The 25,843-nt window shown below is 72.5% G+C and carries 26 protein-coding genes; 7 read left to right on the top strand and 19 right to left on the bottom strand.

Annotation, left to right across the window (positions count from 1 at the left end):
• The first annotated feature begins 125 nt into the window (after positions 1–125).
• Complete coding sequence (locus tag RI578_RS30740; RefSeq protein WP_121746110.1) at positions 126–563, top strand: cell division protein SepF; 438 nt, start codon at positions 126–128, stop codon at positions 561–563.
• Positions 564–623: 60 nt separating this feature from the next.
• Here RI578_RS30740 and RI578_RS30735 read toward each other — a convergent pair whose 3' ends face one another.
• Positions 624–1,817 carry an acyl-CoA dehydrogenase family protein gene (locus RI578_RS30735; protein WP_310874105.1) on the bottom strand — a complete coding sequence of 398 codons (1,194 nt, stop codon included), beginning with the start codon at positions 1,815–1,817 and terminating at the stop codon, positions 624–626.
• Positions 1,818–2,015: 198 nt separating this feature from the next.
• A complete protein-coding gene (locus RI578_RS30730) occupies positions 2,016–3,614 on the bottom strand; it encodes an MFS transporter (protein ID WP_310874104.1) in 1,599 nt (532 codons plus the stop codon).
• Between the two features lie 260 nt (positions 3,615–3,874).
• Here RI578_RS30730 and RI578_RS30725 point away from each other — a divergent pair, with 260 nt between their 5' ends.
• Both RI578_RS30725 and RI578_RS30720 read left to right on the top strand, forming a co-directional pair.
• Complete coding sequence (locus RI578_RS30725) at positions 3,875–5,062, top strand: glycosyltransferase family 39 protein (protein ID WP_310874103.1); 1,188 nt, start codon at positions 3,875–3,877, stop codon at positions 5,060–5,062.
• Positions 5,063–5,300: 238 nt separating this feature from the next.
• Positions 5,301–6,317, top strand: coding sequence for a phosphatase PAP2 family protein (locus tag RI578_RS30720; protein ID WP_310874102.1), 1,017 nt, complete (start codon positions 5,301–5,303; stop codon positions 6,315–6,317).
• A 41-nt stretch (positions 6,318–6,358) separates the two neighbouring features.
• Here the strand turns inward: RI578_RS30720 and RI578_RS30715 are convergent, their stop codons facing one another.
• Both RI578_RS30715 and RI578_RS30710 read right to left on the bottom strand, forming a co-directional pair.
• Positions 6,359–6,574, bottom strand: a complete 216-nt coding sequence (locus tag RI578_RS30715; protein WP_121746112.1) for an I78 family peptidase inhibitor — start codon at positions 6,572–6,574, stop codon at positions 6,359–6,361.
• Between the two features lie 352 nt (positions 6,575–6,926).
• A complete protein-coding gene (locus tag RI578_RS30710) occupies positions 6,927–7,769 on the bottom strand; it encodes a hypothetical protein (RefSeq protein ID WP_310874101.1) in 843 nt (280 codons plus the stop codon).
• A gap of 414 nt (positions 7,770–8,183) precedes the next feature.
• On the opposite strand from RI578_RS30710, the gene RI578_RS30705 reads away from it, so the two are divergent.
• Both RI578_RS30705 and RI578_RS30700 read left to right on the top strand, forming a co-directional pair.
• Entirely contained in the window at positions 8,184–8,981 is a 798-nt protein-coding gene (locus tag RI578_RS30705) for a hypothetical protein (protein ID WP_310874100.1), read from the top strand.
• 74 nt (positions 8,982–9,055) lie between these two features.
• Positions 9,056–9,346: a hypothetical protein gene (locus RI578_RS30700; protein ID WP_310874099.1), complete on the top strand. Its 291-nt coding sequence runs from the start codon at positions 9,056–9,058 to the stop codon at positions 9,344–9,346.
• 83 nt (positions 9,347–9,429) lie between these two features.
• Here RI578_RS30700 and der read toward each other — a convergent pair whose 3' ends face one another.
• The 5 genes from der to aroH form a co-directional block, all read right to left on the bottom strand.
• The gene (der, locus tag RI578_RS30695; protein ID WP_210964352.1) at positions 9,430–10,908 is read right to left on the bottom strand and encodes a ribosome biogenesis GTPase Der; all 1,479 of its coding nucleotides are present in this window, start codon (positions 10,906–10,908) and stop codon (positions 9,430–9,432) included.
• Between the two features lie 74 nt (positions 10,909–10,982).
• A complete protein-coding gene (locus RI578_RS30690; protein WP_310874098.1) occupies positions 10,983–11,645 on the bottom strand; it encodes a lysophospholipid acyltransferase family protein in 663 nt (220 codons plus the stop codon).
• Complete coding sequence (cmk, locus tag RI578_RS30685) at positions 11,642–12,337, bottom strand: (d)CMP kinase (protein ID WP_310874097.1); 696 nt, start codon at positions 12,335–12,337, stop codon at positions 11,642–11,644. The genes RI578_RS30690 and cmk overlap by 4 nt, the downstream gene beginning before the upstream one ends.
• Before the next feature lie 164 nt (positions 12,338–12,501).
• Complete coding sequence (locus RI578_RS30680; protein ID WP_310874096.1) at positions 12,502–13,587, bottom strand: prephenate dehydrogenase; 1,086 nt, start codon at positions 13,585–13,587, stop codon at positions 12,502–12,504.
• Entirely contained in the window at positions 13,584–13,946 is a 363-nt protein-coding gene (gene aroH / locus RI578_RS30675) for a chorismate mutase (protein WP_210964356.1), read from the bottom strand. Before aroH ends, RI578_RS30680 begins: the two co-directional genes overlap by 4 nt.
• 135 nt (positions 13,947–14,081) lie before the next feature.
• Here aroH and RI578_RS30670 point away from each other — a divergent pair, with 135 nt between their 5' ends.
• Together RI578_RS30670 and RI578_RS30665 are read left to right on the top strand one after the other, a co-directional pair.
• A complete protein-coding gene (locus RI578_RS30670) occupies positions 14,082–14,483 on the top strand; it encodes a Rieske (2Fe-2S) protein (RefSeq protein ID WP_310874095.1) in 402 nt (133 codons plus the stop codon).
• 22 nt (positions 14,484–14,505) lie between these two features.
• Positions 14,506–15,249, top strand: a complete 744-nt coding sequence (locus RI578_RS30665; protein WP_310874094.1) for a DNA polymerase beta superfamily protein — start codon at positions 14,506–14,508, stop codon at positions 15,247–15,249.
• Here RI578_RS30665 and RI578_RS30660 read toward each other — a convergent pair.
• From RI578_RS30660 to RI578_RS30615, 10 genes are all read right to left on the bottom strand, one after another.
• A complete protein-coding gene (locus tag RI578_RS30660) occupies positions 15,175–15,651 on the bottom strand; it encodes a DNA polymerase beta superfamily protein (RefSeq protein ID WP_310874093.1) in 477 nt (158 codons plus the stop codon). The genes RI578_RS30665 and RI578_RS30660 overlap by 75 nt on opposite strands.
• 4 nt (positions 15,652–15,655) lie before the next feature.
• On the bottom strand, positions 15,656–16,678 hold the full coding sequence (locus RI578_RS30655; protein ID WP_310874092.1) for an ADP-ribosylglycohydrolase family protein: 1,023 nt from the start codon (positions 16,676–16,678) through the stop codon (positions 15,656–15,658).
• Positions 16,675–17,394, bottom strand: coding sequence for an NUDIX domain-containing protein (locus tag RI578_RS30650; protein ID WP_310875904.1), 720 nt, complete (start codon positions 17,392–17,394; stop codon positions 16,675–16,677). The genes RI578_RS30655 and RI578_RS30650 overlap by 4 nt, the downstream gene beginning before the upstream one ends.
• 82 nt (positions 17,395–17,476) lie before the next feature.
• Entirely contained in the window at positions 17,477–18,616 is a 1,140-nt protein-coding gene (locus RI578_RS30645; RefSeq protein ID WP_310874091.1) for a pseudouridine synthase, read from the bottom strand.
• Positions 18,616–19,269 (bottom strand): SMC-Scp complex subunit ScpB, encoded by a 654-nt coding sequence (scpB, locus tag RI578_RS30640; protein ID WP_310874090.1) that lies wholly within the window; start codon positions 19,267–19,269, stop codon positions 18,616–18,618. Before scpB ends, RI578_RS30645 begins: the two co-directional genes overlap by 1 nt.
• Positions 19,266–20,420, bottom strand: a complete 1,155-nt coding sequence (locus tag RI578_RS30635; RefSeq protein ID WP_310874089.1) for a segregation/condensation protein A — start codon at positions 20,418–20,420, stop codon at positions 19,266–19,268. Before RI578_RS30635 ends, scpB begins: the two co-directional genes overlap by 4 nt.
• A gap of 18 nt (positions 20,421–20,438) precedes the next feature.
• A complete protein-coding gene (locus tag RI578_RS30630) occupies positions 20,439–20,996 on the bottom strand; it encodes a hypothetical protein (protein ID WP_121746128.1) in 558 nt (185 codons plus the stop codon).
• The gene (locus RI578_RS30625) at positions 20,993–22,015 is read right to left on the bottom strand and encodes a ParA family protein (RefSeq protein WP_079160517.1); all 1,023 of its coding nucleotides are present in this window, start codon (positions 22,013–22,015) and stop codon (positions 20,993–20,995) included. The genes RI578_RS30630 and RI578_RS30625 overlap by 4 nt, the downstream gene beginning before the upstream one ends.
• Positions 22,016–22,507: 492 nt before the next feature.
• Complete coding sequence (ald, locus tag RI578_RS30620) at positions 22,508–23,632, bottom strand: alanine dehydrogenase (RefSeq protein WP_193776156.1); 1,125 nt, start codon at positions 23,630–23,632, stop codon at positions 22,508–22,510.
• 132 nt (positions 23,633–23,764) lie between these two features.
• Positions 23,765–25,792 carry a tetratricopeptide repeat protein gene (locus tag RI578_RS30615; RefSeq protein ID WP_310874088.1) on the bottom strand — a complete coding sequence of 676 codons (2,028 nt, stop codon included), beginning with the start codon at positions 25,790–25,792 and terminating at the stop codon, positions 23,765–23,767.
• Positions 25,793–25,843: the final 51 nt, after the last annotated feature.

Genomic DNA, 25,843 nt, shown 5'->3' with positions numbered 1-25,843 from the left:
ATTCGCTGTGCACCAGTACCGTCACAAACCCCCCGGGCGGCGTCTATCCACTTGGCGCGACGTCCGCATCATGGATGACCATAGGGATGCGGAAGCACGAAAGACCGCTGTGAGAGGAGGCGTCCATGGGATCGGTACGCAAGGCGAGTGCGTGGCTCGGCCTCGTCGACGACAACGATGACGAGCGTTACTACGACGACGACTACACCGAGGGCTCCGACTCCGGGGACGCCTGGGTCACGGACCCGCGGGTGAAGGTGGCCTCGGACGTGGCGGAGGAGAAGGGCCGCCGCATCGCGACCGTCACCCCGGACAGCTTCCGGGACGCACGGTCCATCGGCGAACTGTTCCGGGACGGGGTCCCGGTCATCATGAACCTGACGGCCATGGAGGCCACCGACGCCAAGCGCGTGGTCGACTTCGCGGCCGGACTGATCTTCGGTCTGCGCGGTTCGATCGAGCGGGTGTCCACCCGGGTGTTCCTGCTGAGCCCGGCCGACACCCAGGTCATCAGCGGCGAGCCGGCCGCGCACCGTTCCGACGGTTTCTTCAACCAGAGCTGAGGCGGGGCCGCACACCACGGCCCCGCCCCCGCCGCACTCCTACGCGCTCCTGCCGACCGACTACCGGAAGGCGTCGAGTCCGGTGAGCGCCTTGCCCAGCACCAGCTGGTGCATCTCGACGGTGCCCTCGTAGGTGAGCACCGATTCCAGGTTCGTCGCGTGCCGCATCACGGGGTATTCGAGGGAGATCCCGTTGGCGCCGAGGATCGTGCGGGCCGTACGGCAGATGTCGATGGCCTCGCGTACGTTGTTGAGCTTGCCGAAGCTGACCTGCTCGGGACGCAGGCGGCCGGCGTCCATGCGCCGCCCGAGGTGGTGGGCGAGCAGAATCCCCTTGTGCAGTTCGACCGCCATGTCGGCGAGCTTGGCCTGGGTGAGCTGGAAGCCACCGATGGGCCGCCCGAACTGCTCCCGCGACTTCGCGTACTCCACGGCCGCCTCGAAGGAGCTGCGGGCCGCGCCCATCGCGCCCCAGACGATGCCGTAGCGGGCGTGGGAGAGGCAGCTGAGCGGTCCGCGCAGGCCGGTCACCTCCGGCAGCACGGCGTCGGCGGGCAGCCGTACGTCGTCGAGGACCAGCTCGCTGGTGACGCTGGCCCGCAGCGACCACTTGTGCTTGATCTCGGGCGCGGAGAAACCGGGGCTGTCGGTCGGCACGACGAAGCCGCGGATCCCGTCCTCGGTCTGCGCCCAGACGACGGCGACACCGGCCACCGACCCGTTGGTGATCCACATCTTGCGCCCGTTGAGGACCCAGTCCCCACCGCCCTCGCGCTTGGCGTGGGTGCGCATGTTGGCGGGGTCGGAGCCGTGGTCGGGCTCGGTCAGCCCGAAGCAGCCGATGACCTCGCCGGCCGCCATGCGCGGCAGCCAGGTCTGCTTCTGCTCCTCGCCGCCGAAGCGGTGGATGGCGTACATGGCGAGGGAGCCCTGCACGGAGACGAGCGACCGGATGCCGGAGTCGGCCGCCTCCAGCTCCAGGCAGGCGAGCCCGTACTGCACGGCACTCGCGCCGGCGCAGCCGTAGCCGTCGAGGGACATGCCGAGGGCGCCGATGGAACCGAGCTCGCGGGCGAGGTCCCGGATGCCGGGCAGCTCGCCGTTCTCGTACCACTCCGCGATGTGCGGCAGCACGCGGTCCGTGGCCCAGGTGCGAACGGTGTCCCGGATCGCCAGGTCCTCCGGTTCGAGGAGGTCGTCGACGCCGAGGGGGTCGGCGGGGTCGAACGCGGGCAGCTTGGGGGACGAGGCCATGGGACACCCTCCGGAACGATAAAACTAGCAGTGCTAGTTACGGCTCGGAGCCGACGTTACGCGGCAGTGTGGCGCACGTCCACCCTGCTCTCCCACCCACGCAGCGCAAGCCGCCGACGGCGGCGGCGCACCCCCACGGGCGACGTCCACCTGGTGACGGACAGCAAACGGGTGGTGCGGGGGTGGGAGACCGATCGTTCACACCGAGACGCGGGACTCCACCGCGTCCCGAGGCGCAGGCACGGCCACCGCCTCACACTGCATGACCCGCGGCAACCGCAACGCCATCACCGCCCCCAGCAACAGCAACCCCGCACTCACCACCAACGTCACATGCAGCCCGTGCACGAACGCGTCCCCCGCGGCCCGCCGCAGCGCGACCCCCGCGGGCCCGCCGAGCTGCGCGGCCACCTCGTACGCCTCCCCCAGCGAAAGCCCCGCCGCCACCGACGCCGGCCCCGGCACCCCGGGCACACCTCCCGTCAGCCCGGGCGCGTACGCCGCGTTCATCACGCTGCCCAGCAGCGCGATCCCGATCCCGGCGCCCAGCTGGTACGACGTCTCCCCGATCGCCGCCGCCCCACCGGCCTGCTCCTGCGGAGCCTCGCTCAGCATCGACTCGTACGCCCCGAAGAGCGTCGTCTCCAGCCCGAAGCCGAGCAGCACGAACCCGGAGAGCATCAGCGCGCAGTTGTCGGTCCGCCCCAACGCGGTCAGCAGCACCACCGCGAAGGCGGTCAGGCAGAACCCGGCGCACACCATCCGCCGCGGCCCGAACCGCCGCAGCATCCGCGCGCCCGCCAGCCCCGCCGCCATCGCCGCGAAGGTCAGCGGCAGCAGCCGCAGCCCGGTCTCCAGCGGGGACAGCCCGAGCACCAGCTGCAGGTACTGAGCCGCGATCAGTTCCAGTCCCACCAGCGCCAGCATCGCCAGCACGATGCACCCCACCGACGTACTGAACGCCGGCCGCCGGAACATCTCCAGGTCCACCAGCGGGTGCGTACGCCGCCGCTGCCGTCGCACGAAGCCGACCAGCAGGGCCGCGCCCACCACCAGCGGCAGCACGGTGAGCACGCTCGCCACCGGCTCCCCGCCGCCCAGCCGCTTCACGCCCAGGACGACGCCGAACAGGCCGCCCGCCGCCATCAGCGCGCCGACGACGTCCCAGGGCCCGCGGCCGTCGCCCTTCGACTCGGGCAGCAGCAGTCGGCCCACCGGGAGGCTGACCAGCATCAGGGGGATGTTGACGAGGAAGACCGAGCCCCACCAGAAGTGCTCCAGCAGGAAGCCGCCGAGCAGCGGGCCGACCGCCGCGCCGACCGCGGCCACGGCGCTCCAGATGCCGATGGCCATCGCCCGTTCCCGCCGGTCGGGAAAGACCTGGCGCAGGATCGACAGCGTCGCCGGCATGATCATCGCGCCGCCGACGCCGAGCAGCGCGCGGGCCACGATCAGCAGCTGGGCGTTGTCGGCGAGGGCCGCCAGCGCGGAGGCGACGCCGAAGAGGGCGTAGCCGAGCAGGAGGATCCGTCTGCGGCCCACCCGGTCACCCAGCGTGCCGAACAGGATCAGCAGCGAGGCGCAGACGAGCGGGTAGATGTCGACGATCCAGAGCAGTTCGATCGCGCCGGGCCGCAGGTCCTCGGTGACGGCGGGGACCGCCACGTGCAGCACGGTCGCGTCGACGGCGACGAGCAGCAGGCTGACGCAGAGGACGACCAGAACCACCCAGCGGTTGGCACCGGCCCCGGCCGCCCGACGGCGCAGCGCGGCGGCAGCCGTGGTCGTCCCGGACATGTACGTACCTCCAAGATGTTCCCTCGCGTCCGGCGGGCCACGCGGGGTGGGGACTCCCCTGCGGCTCGGCCGGAGAGGAGCGGGGTCTCCGGGCCGTGCTACGGAACGCGAGTGACTCGCCAGAGTACGCGAGAGAGCGCACCGCACACGTGGCGGGCCTCACACATTCCGCGTGACCTGTGCGGCATCCACCACCGCGTCCGCCGACCCGCCCGCCCCGGCCTGCGGGGCCCCACCGCGCCCGGCAGATAATCGAGCCCGTGACCGATCTTGAAACGCGCACGGCGGGCCGCGCCGGTGCCCTGCGCCGGGCCGCCCCGGCGCTCCTCGGCTACGCGGCCGTACGCGCCCTGGGCCTGCTCGCCCTGGCCCTGTGGAGCGCCGCGCGCGACAAGAGCGCGTACACGCTGCTGACCGCCCGCTGGGACTCCCTCTGGTACACCAGGGTCGCCGACCTGGGCTATGGCTACGAGGTGCGCCTGCCGAACGGCGACGTCCACTCCAACCTGGCCTTCTTCCCGCTGCTGCCCTGGCTGGAGCGGTTCGGCGCGGCGATCTCGCCCCTGTCGTACGCGGCTGCGGGCTTCGTCGTGAGTCTGCTCGCCTCGCTCGCCGCGGCCTGGGGGATCTTCGCGGTGGCCGAGCACCTGTACGGCCGCCGGGCCGGGGTGTGCGCGGTGCTGCTGTGGGCCGTGCTGCCGGTCGGGATCGTGCAGTCCATGGCGTACAGCGAATCCCTGTTCACGGCGCTGGCCGCCTGGTCGCTGTACGCGGTGCTGACCGGGCGCTGGGTGACGGCGGGGGCGCTGGCCGCGCTGGCCGGGCTGACCCGTCCGGTCGGGCTCGCGGTGGCGGCTGCGGTGTGGGCGGCCGCGGTCGTGGCATTCGTGCGAAGCCGGAGCGACGCCGTCCCGGACGGCGCCCACGGCCCAAAGCGCGCCCCCGGTGACGGCGCGCGGCGTGTGCTCGGCATGCTCCTCGCGCCCCTGGGCGCCGCCGGGTACGTGCTCTGGGTCGGGCACCGCACCGGCCAGGGCCCGCTCGGCTACCTGGACGTCCAGGCCGGCTGGCGCAACGGGTTCGACGGGGGCGTGGCCTTCGCCCGTTTCGTCGCCGGGAGGTTCACGGGGTTCCCGTCGGCCCTGGCGGGCGTCGGGCTGGTCGTCGGGGTCGCGCTGCTGGTCTGGCTGTACGTCGTGTGCGTACGGCAGCGCCAGCCGCTCGCGCTGCTGGTGTACGCGGGGATCGTCACCGTCCTCGCCCTGTGCGCGTCGAGCTACTTCGGCTCGAAGCCCCGGCTGCTGATGCCCGCGTTCCCGCTGCTGCTGCCCCTCGCCGTCGCTCTCGCCCGGCTGCGAACGTCCAGGTCGGCGCTGATCGTGGGCGGTGTGGCGGTGGCTTCGGCGGTGTACGGGGCGTTCTGGCTGAACGGCTCCGGCCCGCCCTGACCGGCCCGGGCCGTCCGATGGCCGCCGGGAGAATTCCGTACCAGCATTCGGTTAACGAATTCATAAGCACGATAAAACCGCCGACCGGGCCGATCAAAGGAAATGAAGTCCACAGTCGCCCCGGATTGCGGATTCCTCGGAAATAAACCACTCCCTGAGAGGAATCCCACATCACATCGTCATCACAAAGCCGTTGATTCGGCCGGGATCACTCCTCACTCGCTGTAACGTCGATTGGGTGCGTACCGAACGGAACCTCACCCGTCTGGACCGGGTGTTCGCGAGACTGGACCGGGAGCCGGAACGACCGGCCCACCTAGATGTGCCGGTGATGAGCCGGCACAGGATTGCGCTGTTCGCCGGGACCCTCGCGTTCTATATCGCGATCGTGTGGGCCGTGCTCATCACCTCGTGGCTGGTCCGGCTCGACTGGCAGGTCATGTTCTTCCGGCCCTACCAGCAGTGGCCGGAGATCCACGCGTTCGTCGACTACTACGTGGTGCTCGGCCAGCGCGGTCCCACCGCAGTGATGGTCGCGGCGTGGCTCGGCTGGCGCTCCTGGCGGCAGCACACTCTGCGCCCCCTGCTCGCGCTCGGTGTCTCCCTGCTCCTGCTGAACGTCACGGTGGGAGCCGCCAAGATCGGCATGGGCCGGCTCGGGCCGCACTACGCGACCACGGTCGGCGCCAACGAGATGTGGCTCGGCGGCGATATATTTCCGAGCGGTCACACCGCGAACGCCGTCGTGACCTGGGGCATCCTGGCCTATCTGGCCTCGACGCCGAGGGCGCGGCGCTGGCTGTCGGCCCTGTCGGCGGTCGTTTCACTCGGGGTGGGCATGTCCACCGTCTACCTCGGTACGCACTGGCTCAGCGACGTGCTCCTCGGCTGGGCCGCGGGGCTGCTGATCCTGCTGGCGCTGCCGTGGTTCGAGCCGCTGATCACCCGGGCCGAGGCCTGGATCCTCGGCGTGCGCGACCGCTGGCTCGCCCGCCTCGGCCGTAGGGCGGCGACGAAGCCGCCGGTCAGCCCGCCCGCGGTCCCCACGCCACCCGTCGCCGACCCGGAGAAGACCCCGCTCCGCGAGCCGGTCGCCGCGCCCCGCACCCGGACCCCGGCATACCTCGCCCCGGGCCCGCACACGGCCCGCTCGGACCGTACGCCGGTGACCCCGGCCGGCAGCCGCAGGCCGCCGCACGCCGACCGCCACCCGCGAGGCGCGGCCCCGGCCGCACGCCCCGTGTCGGGCGGCTGACCCGGCGCGGGGGCCGGTACGCACAGCCTCTCCCCCGCGCGTCAGCCCTTCCAGGCCCGCGCCACGCGGCCGTCCTTCACCTCGAAGTTGAGGCGGCCCACGCGGTACTCCATGGTGATGACCGTCCCCGGCGCCAGTGACCGCACCGTCGACCAGCCCCGCTCCCGCGCGAGCCGTTCGGCCGCGCCGGATTCGAGGCCGACGTATGCGTCCGGACTGTCCTGGGGTTCGGCCGGTGGTGTCGGAATCGGTGCCATGCCGCCACGCTATGCCCTGCCCCACGACCGGGGAAGCCCAGGCCGGTAACACGGGCCACAGATGGACCTACGGTCACATTTCTGTCACAGGATCACGGGCCCTGTTTTGGTCGAACTCCGTCACCCGGACGGACGGTTTTGTACACCTTCCGTGGACCCGGCAGGTGAATTGCCGCGTGCCGCATCACCCCATCGAATAGGCGGACGGAAAAGGCCTCCAAAGCGACCCGGACGCTCCCCCGCATTTCACGTTCGAACACCCCCGAACGGACTTGCGGATGACTTGCGGAGATCGGACATCGGCACAGGAAACACATCGCCCGCTCACAGGTACGGCGGCTGTCCGCGGCCGTCAGGACTCCAGCGGGGTGACGGACAGCGACAGGTCGTTGTCCCGGGTGTAGTACGGCCCGGCCGCCACGGCGCCATGCGGCGTCCGCACGCGCGCGCGTGGATAGGTGAAGACGGGGTGCTTGTCGGCGACGTCGTCCAGCAGCCGCGCGAGGCGTACGACCGGACCGGGCTCGCCGGCGGGCCGCAGCCACAGGTCCCACTCGCCCGGCGCGAGGGTGTCGTAGGGCACGGTGAAGCCGAACTCCGCCCGGTCGGCCGCGACCTCCAGCCGGCGTACGGCGCCCTCGCCGACGCCGGACCGGGCCCGCACCTCGGCGTGGGCGCCGGAGGCCAGCTGCGTGCCGTACACCCGCCCGCGCACCGTCAGCCCGCCGTCCGCGAAGCCGAGCTCGCCCGTCTCCGCGTGCGGGGCGCGCAGCCAGCTGCGGACGGTGAGGTTGCCCTGCCGGGTGGCGTACGGGATGCGGACGGCGACGTGGCCGAGCAGTCCGCCCGGGGTGCGGTCGGCGAGGGAGCGCAGGTCGGTGACGCCGGGCACCAGGCGCCGCGGTTCACCGGCGGACACGCGCGCGTAGGCGTCCCAGCGGCCCTCGGGCAGGGCCACGCTGCTGGGCAGCGCGGCGCGCAGCCGGCCCTCGGCGGCCGGGGCCAGCGGCAGGCTGACCGTGTCGTCGGCGGAGTCGGCGGAGTCGGCGGAGTCCGCGCCGGCGGCGCGGCGGCGCAGTATGAGGAGGGCCGCCTCGGTCTCCCCGTGCGCGGCCACGTCGAAGGTCAGACCGCCCGCGGAGTCGCCGACGCAGTCGGCGCGCAGCGGGGCGGCCGATGGGGCCGACGGCGTCATGCGGTGCGGTTCCTCCCTGGGCTGCTCGTCGTCCGGTTAGACCCGGAACCCTGCCTTCTGGTTGTCCGTGTCCGATTGCGATGTGGTCACGACCGGAAGCGGGCCCACTGCCGGAGCGCCTTTTCCGGACACCCGCTTCATTCGCTGATTTCCTGATTTGTCGACCAACTGGTATGGCGATCCCCGACCCATCACACTGAGCCAACACCCTTGCGTCGCAAACGAGTTGCCGACGATTGGGCGGTTCCGCCCGGCGGATGACCGTGCGCGCCGGATGGTTCGATTCGGTTGGCCATGGGGCGTGACTCCCGCCACAGATCGCCCGTTGTCATCTGCATGAGCCGGGGATCCGCCCGGACCACGGCCCGGGAGCCACCCGGTCCGGTCACGCACCGCATCCCGAGGGAGCCACCCGTGCCGCGCATGCTCGACGTCAGCGACGACGTACGCGCCGAGATCGGCGACGAAGAAGCCGACCGCCTGCTCGCCGGGGAGTCCGCCCCGGGCAGCTACGACTGCACGTCCTGCCGCACCCCGGGCGACTGCGAGCAGGAGCGCACCAGCACCGTTCTCTTCATCGGGGACGAGACCGCCGTCCTCGCCTTCGCCCACGCCGGCTGTCTTCCCTCGCAGGTCGTGAAGGTCACCGAGGAACAGCTCCAGGGCGCCGTGAAGTCCATCCACGCCGACAACGCCCGCCCCGAGCCCGAGCAGGCCGCACCCGAGAAGGTCGCGTCCGAGCAGGCCGTGCTCGGCGTCACCAGCGGACTGATCCTGATCGCCGGGGAGCTGCACCCGGCCCTCGTGGTGGAGCCGACCGGCCCCATCGCGCGGCCCGGCACGTCCGGCGCCGGCGACGACTTCCTGCCGCTGCTCATCGAACAGGGCTTCATGCCGGTCACCGAGCTGTCCACCACGCCGGCCGTGCTGCACGGCTGGTCGGTACTGCTCGCGATGGGCCAGCTGCACGCGGTGCTCCAGCCGGGGACGAACGGCGGCCGGCCGGTGGCCTGGTGGCAGGCGCACCAGCCCCTCCAGGTCACCGAGGGCTGGCGCACGGCGGCCAACAAGCACCAGCAGGTGCTGATGTTCGCGGCGCCCGTCGGGACGATCGGACGGCAGCCGCGCGAGGACCTGCTGCGGGACGCGCTGGACAAGGCGGCGGCGAACGGGCAGCTGGTCGCGGCGGCGCTGCCGCTGGCGGGAACCTGAGCCTTCTCCGTGCGGGCGCCGGACGCCCACGGCCCGGGCCGCATCTCTTCCAGTGCAAGGTCGTTTGGACATACGTGTACGCATACGACGCCTTCCACCGCCAGGGCGGCCCCTCGGCCACGCCGATCTACGACGCGCTCTACGCCGAGTACGTCAGGTCCTTCCGATCACTGCCGGGGGATCGCAGCGGCGAGGAGGAGCTGGGGTTCACGTCCTTCCGGAGCATCCCGCGCAGCAGGGGCACGTACAGCGCCTACAGCGCGGGTGCCCACAGCGCCCGCGTCGGCCAGCAGTCGATGTGGCAGCGCGTCGGCACGCACCACGTCCCGGCCGCGCTGCCACCGGCTCCGCGCAGAGGTGCCTGACAGCCACCTGAGCGACGAGAGAGGGCGACCCCGGCCGGGGTCGCCCTCTCTCGTCGCTCTCATCGCTGTCTCAGCCGGTGCCGCTACTTCTTCTTCGCGCCGCGCTTCTCGCGCACCCGCACCGAGATGTGGATCGGCGTCCCCTCGAAGCTGAACTCCTCGCGCAGCCGGCGCTCGATGAAGCGCCGGTAGCCCGCCTCGATGAAGCCGGAGGCGAAGAGCACGAACCGCGGGGGCTTGGTGCCCGCCTGCGTACCGAACAGGATGCGGGGCTGCTTGCCGCCTCGCACCGGGTGCGGGTGGGCGGCGACCAGCTCACCGAGGAAGGCGTTCAGCCGGCCCGTCGGGACGCGGGTCTCCCAGCCGGCCAGCGCGGTCTCGATCGCGGGGACCAGCTTCTCCATGTGCCGGCCGGTCTGCGCCGAGACGTTGACCCGCGGCGCCCACGCCACCTGGCCGAGCTCGGTCTCGATCTCCCGCTCCAGGTAGTAGCGGCGCTCCTCGTCGAGGGTGTCCCACTTGTTGAAGGCGACGACGATCGCGCGTCCCGCCTCGACGGCCATGGTGACGATCCGCTGGTCCTGGACCGAGATCGACTCGGAGGCGTCGATGAGGATGACGGCGACCTCCGCCTTCTCGACGGCGGCGGCGGTGCGCAGCGAGGCGTAGTAGTCGGCGCCCTGCTGAAGATGGACGCGCTTGCGGATGCCCGCCGTGTCGACGAACTTCCAGGTGACGCCACCCAGCTCGATCAGCTCGTCGACCGGGTCGCGGGTGGTGCCGGCCATCTCGTTGACGACGACCCGGTCCTCGCCCGCCACCTTGTTCAGCAGCGAGGACTTGCCGACGTTGGGCCGGCCGATCAGGGCGATGCGGCGCGGACCGCCGACGGCGGTGCCGAAGGTCTGGGCCGGGGCCTCGGGCAGGGCCTCCAGGACCTTGTCCAGCATGTCGCCGGTGCCGCGGCCGTGCAGCGCGGAGACCGGCTGCGGCTCCCCAAGACCCAGCGACCACAGGTAGGCGGCGTCGGCCTCGCCGCTCGGGCCGTCGACCTTGTTGGCGCACAGCACGACGGGCTTGCCGGCCTTGCGCAGCAGCCGTACGACCGCCTCGTCGGTGTCGGTGGCGCCGACCTTGGCGTCCACGACGAAGACGACCGCGTCGGCGGCCTCGATCGCGTACTCGGCCTGCGCGGCCACGGAGGCGTCGATGCCGAGGACGTCCTGCTCCCAGCCGCCGGTGTCGACGACCTTGAAGCGGCGGCCGGCCCACTCCGCCTCGTAGGTGACGCGGTCGCGGGTGACGCCGGGCTTGTCCTCGACGACGGCCTCGCGGCGGCCGATGATCCGGTTCACCAGGGTCGACTTGCCGACGTTGGGGCGGCCGACGACGGCGAGGACGGGCAGCGGGCCGTGCCCGGCCTCCTCGATCGCGCCCTCGACCTCCTCGGCGTCGAAGCCCTCTTCCGCGGCGAGCTCCATGAACGCCTCGAATTCGGCGTCGCCAAGCGCCCCGTGGTCGTGCTCCTCGCCCGAGCCCTCGGAGTGGATGTGGTCGTTCATGAAGTCCGTACCTCGTTCATCGTGGTGATCGTGGCGCACCCTGCTTCGCCGGGCGGGCCACTACTCAGTGTCGCCTAGCGCCCGGTGAGGCGCCTGGCGTTTTCCAGGTGCGCGGTGAGCTGCTTCTGGATGCGTTCGGTCGCCTCGTCCAGCGCCTTGCGGGTCCGCCGTCCGCTGCCGTCGCCCGCGTCGAAGGGGCCGCCGAAGACGACGTCGATGCGGGAGCGCAGCGGCGGCAGCGCCTTTATCAACCGTCCGGGCCGGCCGGAACTTCCCAGCACCGCGACCGGGACGATCGGGGCTCCGCTGCGGACCGCGAAGTACGCGAGCCCGGCGCGCAGCGCGGCGAAGTCGCCCTCGCCCCGGGTGCCCTCCGGGAAGATGCCCAGCACGCCGCCGTTCTCCAGGACGCCCAGCGCCTGGGTGATGGCGGTGCGGTCGGCGGTCGAGCGGTCCACCTTCAGCTGGCCGATGCCGAGCAGGAAGGGGTCCAGCGGACCGATGAACGCCTCCTTCTTGATCAGGAAGTGCGTCGGCCGGGGCGCCACGCCCATGACCATCGGGCCGTCGACGTTGTGCGAGTGGTTGACGGCGTAGATCACCGGACCGGTCGCGGGCACCCGCCAGGCGCCGAGCACGCGCGGCCGGAACAGCCCGTACATCAGGCCGACGCCGATGCGCCGCCCGATCTCGGCACCCTTCTCGGAGGGTACGGGCGGGGTGGAGGGTGCGGTCACTTCCCCGCCCGCTTCTCCTCGACGAGGGTGACGACGCACTCGATGACCTGCGCGAGGGTGAGCTCGGTGGTGTCCACCTCGACCGCGTCGTCCGCCTTGGCCAGCGGCGACGTCTTGCGGCTGGAGTCGGCCGCGTCCCGCTTGATCAGGGCCTCGCGGGTGACGTCGACGTCGGCGCCCTTCAGCTCGCCGCTGCGGCGGGCGGCGCGGGCCTCCGCCGAGGCGGTGAGGAAGATCTTCAGGTCGGCGTCCGGCAGCACGGTCGTCCCGATGTCCCGGCCCTCGACCACGATGCCGAGCGGCGCGGCGGCGGCGATGGTGCGCTGCAGCTCGGTGATCCGGGTCCGCACCTCGGGGACGGCGCTGACCGCGCTGACCTTGGAGGTGACCTCCTGGGTGCGGATCGGGCCGGCCACGTCCGCGCCGTCCACCGTGATGGTGGGGCCCGCCGGGTCGGTGCCGGAGAGGATCTCGGGCTTTCCGGCCGCGGCGGCGATGGCGTGCGGGTCGTCGGTGTCGATGCCGTTGTTGACCATCCACCACGTGATCGCCCGGTACTGGGCGCCGGTGTCCAGGTAGCTCAGGCCGAGCTGTGCGGCGACGGCCTTCGACGTGCTCGACTTGCCCGTGCCGGAGGGGCCGTCGATGGCGACAATCACGGCCGGGACGGTCGGGGCGGCGCCGTTTTCCACGAGGGGACACCTTCCTGGTGCGGTGCGGTGGGTGGTGTGCGGGACGCGAAGGCGTCCCGCACAAGGTTACTGGCTCTCCGGGACCCGTCCGACAGCCGCCCGGAACCCGGGATCGGCGGCGGGACCCGGGTACCGCCCCGGGGACCACCCGCAGGACCCGGGGATCACTGCCGGATCGCCCAGCCCCGCTCCTTGAGGGCCGCCGTCAGCACCGGAGCGGCCTTCGGCTCGACCATGAGCTGCATCAGACCGGCCTGCTGTCCGGTCGCGTGCTCGATCCGTACGTCCTCGATGTTGACCCCGGCCCGTCCCGCGTCCGCGAAGATGCGGGCCAGCTGGCCGGGCTGGTCGTCGATGAGGACCGCGACGGTCTCGTAGACGCGGGGCGCGCTGCCGTGCTTGCCCGGCACCCGCACCTGCCCGGCGTTGCCCCGCCGCAGCACCTCCGCGATGCCGGTGCCGCCCTCGCGGCGCTTGTCCTCGTCGGAGGACTGCAGGGCGCGCAGGGCCCGCACCGTCTCCTCCAGGTCGGCGGCGACGTCGGTGAGCAGGTCGGCGACCGGCCCGGGGTTGGCGGAGAGGATGTCGATCCACATCCGGGGGTCGGAGGCGGCGATCCGGGTCACGTCGCGGATGCCCTGCCCGCACAGCCGTACGGCGGCCTCCTCGGCGTGCTCCAGCCGGGCGGCGACCATGCTGGAGACCAGGTGGGGCATGTGCGAGACGAGGGCCACGGCGCGGTCGTGGGCGTCCGCGTCCATCACCACGGGCACCGCGCGGCAGTGCGAGACCAGCTCCAGGGCGAGGTTCAGCACCTCGGTGTCGGTGTCCCGGGTCGGGGTCAGCACCCACGGGCGGCCTTCGAAGAGGTCGCCGGTGGCGGCCAGCGGACCGGACTTCTCGCGGCCGGACATGGGGTGCGTGCCGATGTACGCCGCGAGGTCGAGCCCCCGCGCCTCCAGCTCCCGCCGCGGGCCGCCCTTGACGCTGGCCACGTCGATGTACCCGCGGGCGGCGCCGCGCCCCATGACGTCGGCGAGCACGTCGGCCACCAGGGCCGGCGGGGCGGCGACGATCGCGAGGTCGACCGGCCCGTCCGGGGCCGCGTCGGTGCCGGCGCCCAGTGCGGCGGCCGTACGGACCTGCTCGGGGTCGCGGTCGGCCAGGTGGACGGTGACGCCCCGCTGGGTCAGGGCGAGGGCGGCGGAGGTCCCGATGAGGCCGGTGCCGATGACGAGTGCGGTTCTCACTGGGCGATGTCCTTGCGCAGGGCCGCGGCGGCGCCGAGGTAGACGTGGGCGATCTCGGCACGCGGCCGGTCGGACTCGATGTGGGCGAGGACCCGGACGACGCGGGGCATGGCGCCCTCGACGTCCAGTTCCTGGGCGCAGATCAGCGGCACGTCGGTGATGCCGAGCTTGCGGGCGGCGGCGGCCGGGAAGTCGCTGTGCAGGTCGGGCGTCGCCGTGAACCAGATGCTGATCAGGTCGTCGCCGGTCAGGTCGTTGCGCTCCAGGACGGCGGTCAGCAGTGCCGCGACCTGCTCGTCCATGTGTCCGGCCTCGTCCCGCTCCAGTTGGACGGCGCCCCGGACCGCTCGTACCGCCACGGCGATGCTCCTTGCTGACGTGCGTATCGGTTGTTGGTCCGTCCAGCCTAGTCAGCCCGCCGCGTACGGGCCCGGGGCGCCCGTCTCCTGAGACGCTGGCCCCGGCCGGAACCTCCCCTTCCCCGGAGCTGCGACATGACCCACACCCCGACCCGCCGTACGGTCCTCCTCTGCACGGGCGCCGCCGCGCTCTCCGTGGGCTGCGGCGGCCGGGACGGCGACGGCGGCGACTCCTCGGCCGCCTCGCCCGGACAGGAGCTGGCGCCGACGAGCGACATCCCGGTCGGCGGCGGCAAGATCTTCGCGGACCGGAAGATCGTGGTGACGCAGCCGGAACAGGGCGAGTTCAAGGCCTTCTCGGCGGTCTGCACCCACCAGAACTGCCTCGTGTCGGACGTGCGGGACGGCTCCATCGACTGCGCCTGCCACGGCAGCAGGTTCAGCATCACCGACGGCGCGGTGGAGCAGGGGCCGGCGACCGAGCCGCTGCCGGAGGAGCGGATCGCGGTGGACGGAAATTCGGTCCGGCTGGCGTGAGCCGCCCGCGTACGCTCCGGGCATGAAACCCGAGACCCTGGTACGCGACCACACCGTTTACGCCTGTGTCATGGGTTCGCGCGCCTTCGGTCTGGCGACGGAGGACAGCGACACCGACCGCCGGGGCGTGTTCCTCGCTCCGACCGAGCTGTTCTGGCGCTTCGAGAAGCCGCCGACGCACGTAGAGGGTCCCGCGCAGGAGCAGTTCAGCTGGGAGCTGGAGCGCTTCTGCGAGCTGGCCCTGCGCGCCAACCCGAACATCCTGGAGTGCCTGCACTCCCCGCTCGTGGAATCCGTGGACGACACGGGCCGCGAACTGCTCGCCCTGCGCGAGGCGTTCCTCTCGCGCCGGGCCTTCGAGACGTTCACCCGCTACGCGCACGGCCAACGCCGCAAGCTGGACGCCGACGTGCGCACGCACGGTGCCCCACGCTGGAAGCACGCGATGCACCTGCTGCGGCTGCTGGCCTCCGCCCGGGACCTGCTGCGCACGGGCACGCTCACCATCGACGTCGGCGACCGGCGCGAGTCGCTGCTCGCCGTGAAGCGCGGCGAGGTGCCCTGGCCGGAGGTGGAGGCGCGGATGAACCGCCTGACGGCGGAGGGCGAGGAGGCCGCCGCGCGCAGCCCGCTGCCGGCCGAACCGGACCGGCGCCGCGTCGAGGACTTCCTCGTCCGCGTCCGACGGACCTCAGCGCTCCAGCCGGATCCGTACGACGAAGTCGTGCAGGGCGTCGTACGCGGTGGGGGCGTCGGGCAGCGCTGACGCCGCCTGCGCCTCGTCCAGTACGCCGTGCAGCCGCTCCACGTCGGCGCGCACGCGCGCGTGGTCGACACCGGCGTCCCCGTGCTCGCGCTCCGCCTTGGCGGCGATCAGCTCGGGCAGGTAGTCCGGGGCGGCGTCGACCTCCCCGAGGAGCGTGGGCAGATGGGGCTGCACCTCGCCGCCGCGCATCAGGTGGATGCCGGTGAGCAGCACCCGGAAGGTGTACAGGAGCGGCTTCCCGACCAGGTCGGCGGCGGGCAGCAGGTGCACGCCGCGCAGATCGACGTCCGAGTCACGGGACGGGAAGCCGTAGAGGTGGGCGCCGGAGACGGTGGCGAACAGCACCGGGAAGGGCTGCTCGGCCACCACCGAAGCCAGGCCGGTATCCAGGGCGTCGGTCATGCGCTCAAGCGTCCCAGAGCGCTCCGAGGGCCAGCAGGTCGCCCCGGTACTCGATGCGGTCGGCCCACTCGGCGGGCCAGGCGTCGGCGCCCAGGTGCGCACCCGCGAAGGCACCCGCGAGGCAGGCGATGGAGTCGGAGTCGCCGGCGGTGCAGGCGCCGCGGCGCAGGGCGGTCAGCGGCTCGTCGACGAAGAGCAGGAAGCAGAGCAGCCCGGCCGCCATCGCCTCCTCGGCGATCCAGCCCTCGCCCACCGCCAGGCACGGGTCGGTCTCGGGCGAGACGGTGCGCACCGCCTCCTGGAGCCGGTCGAGTATCGCCAGGCACTCGTCCCAACCGCGGGCGATGAAGTGCTCGGGCGTGGGGTCCTGGGCGCGGGTCCACAGGTCGCCGAGCCAGCGCTCGTGGTAGCGGGTGCGGTTGTCGTAGGCGTACGACCGCAGCAGCCCGACCAGTCCGGTCGGCTCGGCTCCCTCGGCGAGCAGCCGCACGGCGTGCGCGGTGAGGTCGGAGGCGGCGAGCGCGGTGGGGTGCCCGTGGGTGAGCGCGGACTGCAGCTGGGCGGCGCCCGAGCGCTGTTCGTCGCTCAGACCGGGGACGAGCCCGACCGGCGCGACGCGCATGTTGGCGCCGCAGCCCTTGGAGTGGACCTGGCTGGCGTCCTGCCAGGGGCGGTCAGGGCGGTCCAGGAGGTCGCAGGCCGTGAGGCACGTGTTGCCCGGGGCCCGGTTGTTCTCCGGCGACCGGTTCCAGGCGATGAACTCCTGCCGTACCGGCTCCGCCATCGCCTCGGGCGCGAGGACGCCGCGGTCCATCGCCGTCCGCAGCCCCTTCCCCAGCGCCAGCGTCATCTGGGTGTCGTCGGTGACGATCGCGGGCCGGGGCAGTTCCATCTCCCGCCAGGGGCCGCACTTGGCGAGGATCGACGGGACGTCGTTGAACTCGGTCGGGAAGCCGAGCGCGTCGCCGAGGGCAAGGCCGGTGAGGGCCCCGGTGGCGGCGCGCTTGGTGACGGTGGTCGTGGTCATGCGGGGCGTCCTTCCCGAGGGGTGCGGAGCAGGGGCGGGTGCAGGGTGGTGGCCGGGCCGGAGCGGTACAGCGCGGCCGGTTTGCCGCGGCCGCCGGTGAGGCGGGCGGCGCCGGGGACCGCTTCGACGAAGCCCGGGGTGGCGAGCACCTTGCGGCGGAAGTTGGGCCGGTCCAGGGCCGTGCCCCACACCGTCTCGTAGACCTGCTGCAACTCGCCGAGCGTGAACTCGGCCGGGCAGAAGGCGGTGGCCAGGCAGGTGTACTCCAGCTTGGCGCCGACGCGTTCCCGGGCGTCGGCCAGGATCCGGTCGTGGTCGAAGGCGAGGTCGCGGGCCCCGTCGTACGGCACCCAGCGGGCCTCGGCCGCGTCACCGCCGCCGTGCGGTTCGGGAGGGTCGGGCAGCAGGGCGGCGAACGCGACCGACACGACCCGCATCCGGGGGTCGCGGCCGGGTTCGCTGTAGGTGCGCAGCTGCTCCAGGTGCAGCGCGCTCACGTCGGCCAGGCCGGTCTCCTCGGCCAGCTCCCGGCGGGCCGCCGCCTCCGCCGACTCGTCCGGCAGCAGAAAGCCGCCGGGCAGTGCCCAGCGGCCGGCGTACGGCTCCTGCCCCCGCTCGACGAGCAGCACGTGCAGCGCGTCCGCGCGGAGGGTGAGGACGGCGAGGTCGACGGTGACGGCGAAGGGTTCGAAGGCGTGCTTGTCGTAGCCGTGCAACACAGGCGGCCACCCCCTTAATAGTCATCTCGACTATAAAGGGGGTGGCCGGCCCGTCACAACCCTCGCGGCGCCTGAGCGCCTAGAGCTCGACCTCCTGCATCAGCATCCCGACCTCCGTGTTGGACAGCCGGCGCAGCCAGCCCGACTTCTGGTCGCCCAGGGTGATCGGGCCGAAGGCGGTGCGCACCAGCTTGTCGACGGGGAAGCCCGCCTCCGCGAGCATCCGGCGGACGATGTGCTTGCGGCCCTCGTGGAGGGTGACCTCGACCAGGTAGTTCTTGCCGGTCTGCTCGACGACGCGGAAGTGGTCCGCGCGCGCGTACCCGTCCTCCAGCTGGATGCCGTCCTTGAGGCGCTTGCCGAGGTCGCGCGGGATCGGGCCCACGATGTGCGCGAGGTAGGTCTTCTTCACGCCGTACCGGGGGTGGGTCAGGCGGTGCGCCAGCTCGCCGTGGTTGGTGAGCAGGATCACGCCCTCGGTCTCGGTGTCGAGCCGTCCGACGTGGAAGAGCCGGGTCTCGCGGTTGGTGACGTAGTCACCGAGGCACTGCCGGCCGTCCGGGTCCTCCATGGTGGAGACGACACCGGCGGGCTTGTTGAGCGAGAAGAACTGGTACGACTGCGTGGCCACGGTCAGGCCGTCGACCTTGACCTCGTCCTTCTCCGGGTCGACCCGCCTGCCCTGCTCCAGCACGATCTCGCCGTTGATCTCGACCCGGGCCTGCTCGATCAGCTCCTCGCAGGAACGCCGGGAGCCGTAGCCCGCGCGCGCGAGGACCTTCTGCAGCCGCTCGCCCTCCTGCTCGGCGCCGGGGAAGGTCTTGGGGGGCTTGACGTCCTTCTTGCCCGCGTACCGCTCGCGGTTGCGCTCCTCGGCACGTGCCTCGTACTCGCGGGACGTGGCCGGGACCGAGCGTCCCCGCTGCAGGGGCTTCTTCGGCCCGCCCTTGGCGCCGCCGCGGGCCGCCGGGCCGCGGCCCGACTTCGGGCCCTCGTGGGTGGCGCCGGGACCCACGTCGTAGCGCCGCTCCTCGGGGCGCGGGTTCTTCGGACGGCCGCCCTGCTTGTTGTCGCGGTTGCCACCGGCGCCGCGGGGGTTACCGCTGCTCCCGCCGCGGGGGTTACCGCGGCCACCGCTGCTCCCGCCGCGGCCGCCGCTGTTGCCACCACGGCTCCCGCCGTTGTTTCCGCTGCTGTTCCTGCCGCTGCTGCTTCGCATCAAAGTTCCGTCTTGTCGTCTGCGTCCTCGGAATCCGGGGCGTCCGGATCGAACGACGGGACCCCTTCCAGTGTCTCGGCCTCGATCGCCGCCGCCTCCGGGAGGAAGGGCGCGAGCTCCGGGAGCTCGTCCAGGCCGCGCAGGCCCATCCGCTCCAGGAAGTAGTTCGTCGTCACGTACAGGATCGCACCTGTTTCGGGTTCCGTGCCCGCCTCCTCCACCAGGCCCCGCTGGAGGAGGGTGCGCATCACGCCGTCGCAGTTCACGCCGCGCACCGCGGAGACGCGGCCGCGGCTGACCGGCTGGCGGTAGGCGACCACGGCGAGGGTCTCCAGCGCGGCCTGGGTGAGGCGGGCGTGCTGGCCGTCCAGGACGAAGCCCTCGACGGCCGCGGCGTACTCGGGGCGGCTGTAGAAGCGCCAGCCGCCCGCGATCAGGCGCAGCTCGAAGCCGCGGCCCTGGACGGTGTACTCGTCGGCCAGCTCGCGCAGCGCGTCGGCGATCTGCCGCCGGGGCCGCTGGAGTATCCGGGCGAGGTGCTCCTCGGTCGCGGGCTCGTCGACGACCATGAGGACGGCTTCGAGGGCGGGCCCCAGTTCGAGGCCGGCGACGGCCTCCGGCCCGCCCACGGCCTCCGTGGTCTCCTCACTCACGCCTTCCGCTCCTCCTCGGTCTTCTCCGGCGGCCGGTCGAACTCGTCGGTCACCACCGGCTCGGTGTCCGCGTTCCCGCCCGTCCAGCGCACCAGCAGGTCACCGAGCGCGGTCTCCTGGTCCAGCTCGACGGCCTTCTCCCGGTACAGCTCCAGCAGGGCGAGGAAGCGGGCGACGACGGTCAGCGTGTCCTCGGTGTCCTCGACCAGGAGGCGGAAACTGGCCTGTCCCAGCTCCTTCAGGCGGGCGACGACGATCCCGGCCTGCTCCTGCACGCTGACCAGGGGCGCGTGGATGTGCTCGACGTAGACCTGCGGCTTGGGCTTGGGCTGCATCGCCTTGACGGCGAGCTTGGCGAAGCCCTCCGGCCCGATGCTGATGACGACCTCGGGCAGCAGCTCGGCGTGGTGGGGCTCCAGCCCGACGGTACGGGGGTAGCGGCGGGCCTCGGCCTCGAGCCGTTCGTTGAAGATCTCCGCGATCTGTTTGTACGCGCGGTACTGCAGCAGCCGCGCGAAGAGCAGGTCGCGGGCCTCCAGCAGCGCCAGGTCGGCCTCGTCCTCGACCTCGGCGGCGGGCAGCAGCCGGGCCGCCTTCAGGTCGAGCAGCGTGGCCGCGACCACCAGGAACTCGGTCGTCTCGTCGAGGTCCCAGTCCGGCCCCATCGCCCTGATGTGGGCCATGAACTCGTCGGTCACCTTGGAGAGCGCGACCTCGGTGACGTCCATCTTGTGCCTGGAGATCAACTGGAGGAGCAGATCGAACGGCCCCTCGAAGTTGGCGAGCCGCACCTTGAAGACACCGTCGCCGCCGTCGTCGTGCGGGCCCTCGGGGAGCGCGTGGGTGGACTGCGCCGCCGCCGCCGCGGCGGGCGGCTGCGGGGCGGTCTGCGGACGAGGGCCCGTCAGGGCTTGCGGTTCGACCCGGGCACCGGTCCGTGGTGAGGCGTCCGACGCCGGGGTTCGCGGCGGCTCCTCGGAGGGCGCCGCCCGCGCGACCGCGGGCTCGGGGCCGGACGGCACCGGCTCTGGTGCCCCGGGCGTCTCGGGGAGCGGCGGAACCGGCGGAGCCGCCCGCTCCCCCGGACCTCGCCCCAGCGCACGCCGACGGCCGGCGTGGGCGCCGGGGCGGGGGGCGTCGTTCGAGGTCATGGCCCCCGCAGGCTACCGCTAGCGCCCGCGCAGCCGTCGTACGAGGATGCTGGCGTCCCCGCGGGTCTCCAGATCGGCGAGGACCACGGCGACCGCCTCGCGGACGATGCGGCCGCGGTCGACGGCCAGTCCGTGCTCGCCCCGGAGCACCAGGCGGGCGTGCTCCAGGTCCATCAGCTCCTCGGCGGAGACGTACACGGTGATCTTCTCGTCGTGGCGCTCACGACCGCTGGGGCGGCGTGAGGGGGACCGCCCACGCTTGCGCGGCTGGGCGGCGGCAGAACCTTCCTGCGCGCCCACGCCCGGCACGGAGCCCCGCGCGGAGCGCTCGGCGCCCCGGCTGCGCGACTCGCCCGCCGAGCCCGGTTCCGCGTCCGCCGCGGCGTGCTCCGCGCCCTCGCCGTCACCGCCCTGCGCGGGCACCGACTGCGGTGCGTCCTCGGCGGCGGCCTGGTCGCTCTCCCCCGCCGGCGCCGGCACCCGGGCCTCGCCGTTGGCCGGTCGCCGCGGAGAGGACGCCTGGAGCCCCATCCCCCCTGTCGTACGGAAGAGTTCGTCGGCCCCCGGCAGACTCACTCGGCGTGACACCGGGCGAGCACCTCCCTGGCGAGCTGGCGGTAGGCGGCGGCACCGACGGAGTTGGAGGCGTACGTGGTGATCGGCTCACCGGCGACCGTGGTCTCCGGGAAGCGGACCGTACGTCCGATGACCGTGTGGTAGACGTGATCGTCGAACGCCTCGACGACACGCGCGAGCACCTCACGGCTGTGGACCGTGCGCGAGTCGTACATCGTGGCGAGGATGCCGTCGAGCTCCAGGTCGGGGTTGAGCCGCTCCTGGACCTTCTCGATCGTCTCGGTCAGCAGCGCCACACCGCGCAGCGCGAAGAACTCGCACTCCAGCGGCACGATCACCTTGTGCGCGGCCGTCAGCGCGTTGACCGTGAGCAGGCCGAGCGAGGGCTGGCAGTCGATCACGATGTAGTCGTAGTCGTCCATCAGCGGCTTCAGCGCCCGCTGCAGCGTGGACTCGCGCGCGACCTCGCTCACCAACTGCACCTCGGCCGCCGACAGGTCGATGTTGCTGGGCAGCAGGTCCATGTTGGGGACCGCGGTCTTCAACAGCACCTCGTCGGCCGCCATGCCCCGCTCCATGAGCAGGTTGTAGACGGTGAGGTCGAGCTCCATCGGGTTGACGCCGAGACCGACCGAGAGCGCGCCCTGCGGGTCGAAGTCGACGAGCAGCACCCGGCGCCCGTACTCGGCGAGCGCGGCACCCAGGTTGATGGTCGACGTGGTCTTGCCGACGCCGCCCTTCTGGTTGCACATCGCGATGATCTTCGCGGGGCCGTGCTCGGTCAGCGGGCCCGGGATCGGGAAGTAGGGCAGCGGGCGTCCGGTCGGTCCGATGCGCTCACGGCGCTGGCGGGCCGCGTCGGGCGCGAGCGTGGCGGCGTACTCGGGATCGGGCTCGTACTCCGCGTCCGGGTCGTAGAAGTGCCCCTCGGGCAGTTCGTCGTAGTCGGCGAAGTGGTTGCGGGACGCGCCACTTCCGTTGCCGGCCATGGCGTTCACGTGTTGGCCATCCATACTCATGTGTGCTGTCTGAGTTGCCTGCGGACTCTGGTGGGCTGCGAAGGTGCGTACAGCGACGGAGCCGACAGCCTCGAGACGCCCGGGGCCGTGGGCCCGTGCAGGCGTTCCTGGTTGACCACCCCCGGGAGTAAATGTCGACTCATTCACAAGTCGTCTTACCTCCTTGGTGACCAGGAAACTTCTAGACAGGTCAGCGTGGCACCATGCCGACGTTCGGCGACTCTATGGCGTGTCGGGCGTCCGCAGCAACACAATCCGCCGGACCCGGCCCGATGTGTCGGCAATGAAACATCCCTCTGTCAAGGGCGTACGGCCGTCGCACAGCAGGTTTCACCGGTGCGCGAATCGGTTGAAGCGTTACGTTCGAGGCGAGTTGGCCGAGAATCGCAAAGTGACCATACACACACCCGGCCGGACCTTGTCGGGCAAGGTCCGGCCGGGCGTGTGGGGTTGACGGCGACTGTTGACGTATCGCCTTTTCCGGTTGGTGACTTAGCCGAGCAGGGTGGCCGGGTCGACGTACTCCAGACCGTGCGCCTCGGCGACCTCGCGGTAGACGACCTTGCCGTCATGCGTGTTGAGGCCCTTGGCGAGGGCGGGGTCGCGGCGCAGCGCCTCGACCCAGCCGCGGTTCGCCAGCTCCACGATGTAGGGCAGCGTGGCGTTGGTGAGGGCGTTGGTGGAGGTGTTCGGCACCGCGCCCGGCATGTTGGCGACGCAGTAGAACACCGAGTTGTGGACCTTGAAGGTCGGCTCGGCGTGCGTGGTCGGGTGCGAGTCCTCGAAGCAGCCGCCCTGGTCGATCGCGATGTCGACAAGGACACTGCCCGGCTTCATCCGGGAGACCAGCTCGTTGGTGACCAGCTTCGGGGCCTTGGCGCCCGGGATGAGCACCGCGCCGATGACCAGGTCGGCGTCGACGACGGCCTTCTCCAGCTCGAAGGAGTTGGACATGACGGCCTTGACCTTGGTGCCGAAGATCTTGTCGGCCTCGCGCAGCTTGTTGATGTCGCGGTCGAGCAGGGTCACGTCGAAGCCCATGCCGACGGCGATCTGCGTGGCGTTCCAGCCGGAGACGCCACCGCCGATGACGACGGCCTTGGCCGGGGTCACGCCGGGCACGCCACCCGGAAGCACACCGCGGCCGCCGTTGGGGGCCATCAGGTGGTAGGCGCCGACCTGGGGGGCCAGCCGGCCCGCGACCTCGGACATCGGGGCCAGCAGCGGCAGCGCGCGGCTGGGCAGCTCGACGGTCTCGTAGGCGATCGCGGTGGTGCCGGACTCGACGAGCGCGTCCGTGCACTCCTTGGAGGCGGCCAGGTGCAGGTAGGTGAAGAGCGTCTGGTCCTTGCGGAGGCGGTGATACTCCTCCGCGATGGGCTCCTTGACCTTCAGCACCAGGTCGGCGGTGGCCCAGACCTCGTCGGCGGTGTCGAGTATCCGCGCGCCGGCGGCGACGTACTCGGCGTCCGGGATGGAGGAGCCGACGCCGGCCTCGCGCTCGATGACGACCTGGTGACCGTGGCGCACCAGCTCGTGCACGCCGGCGGGGGTGATGGCCACCCGGAACTCGTTGTTCTTGACCTCGCGGGGGATACCGACCTTCACGTCGATCACGGTCCTTGGCTCAGAGGGTTGGGCTATTTCTACACGTACCCGCGTACACGTGGGCACAACGGGAGAGACCGCAAGAACGTGCGGCAGAGCCAGTCTAATGAAGGTGTTCCCGCTGTCCAGCCTTTCAAAGCATCAATCTTCAGACGATGCGCTGCGGATTTCGCAGGCCTCGGCGGGATCTTCCCTCAGCATGCGATCCGCAGCGCTCCGCTGCAGGCCGGCAGCGGTGGGATCGCCGAGGTGGTCGAGCGTGTCCGCCAGCCGCAGGTGCAGCGCGGCCTGGAGCCGGACGTCCTCGGCCCGGCGGGCCCACTCGACGGCCTCCTGGCAGGTGCGCAGCGACTCCTCGGGGCGTCCGGCGTACTCCTGCACGCGGGCCAGCTCGCTCAACGCCCGCGCGTGCGCGGCCACGTCGCCCGCCTTGCGGTACCCGGCGACCGCGGCGCGCCAGCCCCGCTGCGCCTCGCCGTAGCGGCCGGCGTAGGTGTGGGCGGTGGCGAGCCGGCCGTAGACGCGGGCGGCGTCGGCGCGCTCGGCCCGAGCGAGGCGCTGGGCGAGCGCCCGGCCGAACCAGTCGGCGGCCCGGTCGTAGTCGCCGAGCTCCAGATGGGCGCCGCCTACGGATTCCATCGCGCGGCCGGTCGCGTACGGGTCGTTCGCCTCGCGTCCGGCGTCCAGCGCGGCCCGGTAGCGCACCAGGGCCTCGGCGGTGCGGCCGGTACGGGCGTCCAGGTCGGCCAGGTTCAGCAGGGCCGCCGCCTTCTCCCGGGGCAGCTCCCGGCGCTCGGCCACGTCGAGGACGAGGCGGTGGATGCCGTACAGGTCGGGCGCCGCCGCCTCGGTGCCGAAGTGGGCCACCATGGTCCGCACCAGCTGGGACATCAGCCTGCGGGCGAGGGTGTCCAGCTCCCCGTCGGCGACCGCGAGCCGCGCCGCGGCCAGCAGGGCGGGCCGGCGGACCCGCAGCCACTCGGCGGCGGCCCTCGGGTGGGGGAAGCGCAGGGCCCGCGGCATGCCGAGGAGCTTCTCGCGGGCCTGCGGGCTGTCGGTCTCGGTGACCGCCCGGCAGGACTGGAGCAGCCGCACCGTCCGCTCCAGCATGCGGGCGCGGGCGAGCTGGAGTTCGGCGGGCCGGTCGTGGGTCTCGGCGAGGGCCTTCAGCTGGGCGTGCAGGCAGCCGGGGACCTCGTACTCGGGCAGCGGCGAGTCGACCGCCCGCAGCACGCCGAGGGCGACGAAGTCGTCCAGGGTGGTGCGGGCGCCGTTGACCGAGCAGCCGGCGAGCGCGGACGCGGTGTGCGGGTCGACCAGGCCGGCCGGGGCGAGGGAGAGCAGGCGCAGTATCCGGGCGGCGGGGCTGGGCAGGGACGCGTAGGCGAGGCGGAAGACGCGGCTGAGGGCGGTGCCCTCGTCACCCTCCGCGTGCACGTGCTTGGCGAGGTCGGCGACGGCCGCCTGGGGCCGGGCGGCGAGCCAGCCGCCGGCCAGGGTCAGCGCGGCGGGCTGGGCCTGGCAGACCTCGACCAGGTGTTCGGCGGCCCGGGGGTCGACGGTGATGCGGACCGAGCCGGTGTGCCGGGACAGCAGCTCCACGGCCGACTTGGTGTCCAGGCCGCCCAGCGTGCACGGGCGGACGTCGGCGATGCCGGTCAGCGGGCCCTCGGCGACGACGACGGCCAGGCAGTCCGGGGTGTCCGGCAGCAGGGCGTCGACCTGCTCGGTGTCGGCCGCGTCGTCGAGCAGGAGCAGGACCTTGCGGTCGGCGAGGGCGGTGCGGAGCGCCTCGGTGAGGTCGTCCTCGTCGGCCCCGGGCGGGTTGGGGCGGTCCAGCTCGCTCAGCAGTTCCCGGGCGAGCCGCCCGACGGGCACGCGCGTGCCGTCCGGTTCGCTCAGCCGGGCGCGCAGCACGCCGTCGGGGTAACCGTCGGCGACCTGGGCGGCCAGCTCCTCGGCGAGCGCGGTACGGCCGGAACCGGGCCGGCCGGCGATGAGCAGCACGCGCGCGCGGGGTGCCTTGCGGCCGGAGAGGGTGTCCAGGCCCGCGCGCTCGATGTCGGCGCGCAGCTCCTTCAACTCCCGGGTGCGGCCCAGGAACCGACTCTCCTCAGCAGGGTCCTCCGACAGCCGTACGCCGTCCGTGTCCACCGCCTGATCCGTCACGGGCCACACTCCCGATCCCACCGCACGCCGGCGCCCGCCGGAACCCCGGTT

The sequence above is a fragment of the Streptomyces sp. BB1-1-1 genome (assembly GCF_031597775.1).
Taxonomy (GTDB): domain Bacteria; phylum Actinomycetota; class Actinomycetes; order Streptomycetales; family Streptomycetaceae; genus Streptomyces; species Streptomyces thinghirensis.
Note: the sequence above shows the minus strand (reverse complement) of the source record. Positions and strands in the feature narration are given on the sequence as shown.

Coding starts and splice junctions, on each gene's coding strand:
- RI578_RS30740 (WP_121746110.1), top strand. CDS start 126: ATGGGATCGGTACGCAAGGCGAGTGCGTGGCTCGGCCTCGTCGACGAC.
- RI578_RS30735 (WP_310874105.1), bottom strand. CDS start 1,817: ATGGCCTCGTCCCCCAAGCTGCCCGCGTTCGACCCCGCCGACCCCCTC.
- RI578_RS30730 (WP_310874104.1), bottom strand. CDS start 3,614: ATGTCCGGGACGACCACGGCTGCCGCCGCGCTGCGCCGTCGGGCGGCC.
- RI578_RS30715 (WP_121746112.1), bottom strand. CDS start 6,574: ATGGCACCGATTCCGACACCACCGGCCGAACCCCAGGACAGTCCGGAC.
- RI578_RS30710 (WP_310874101.1), bottom strand. CDS start 7,769: ATGACGCCGTCGGCCCCATCGGCCGCCCCGCTGCGCGCCGACTGCGTC.
- der (WP_210964352.1), bottom strand. CDS start 10,908: ATGAACGACCACATCCACTCCGAGGGCTCGGGCGAGGAGCACGACCAC.
- RI578_RS30670 (WP_310874095.1), top strand. CDS start 14,082: ATGACCCACACCCCGACCCGCCGTACGGTCCTCCTCTGCACGGGCGCC.
- RI578_RS30665 (WP_310874094.1), top strand. CDS start 14,506: ATGAAACCCGAGACCCTGGTACGCGACCACACCGTTTACGCCTGTGTC.
- RI578_RS30660 (WP_310874093.1), bottom strand. CDS start 15,651: ATGACCGACGCCCTGGATACCGGCCTGGCTTCGGTGGTGGCCGAGCAG.
- RI578_RS30655 (WP_310874092.1), bottom strand. CDS start 16,678: ATGACCACGACCACCGTCACCAAGCGCGCCGCCACCGGGGCCCTCACC.
- RI578_RS30645 (WP_310874091.1), bottom strand. CDS start 18,616: ATGCGAAGCAGCAGCGGCAGGAACAGCAGCGGAAACAACGGCGGGAGC.
- RI578_RS30635 (WP_310874089.1), bottom strand. CDS start 20,420: ATGACCTCGAACGACGCCCCCCGCCCCGGCGCCCACGCCGGCCGTCGG.
- RI578_RS30625 (WP_079160517.1), bottom strand. CDS start 22,015: ATGAGTATGGATGGCCAACACGTGAACGCCATGGCCGGCAACGGAAGT.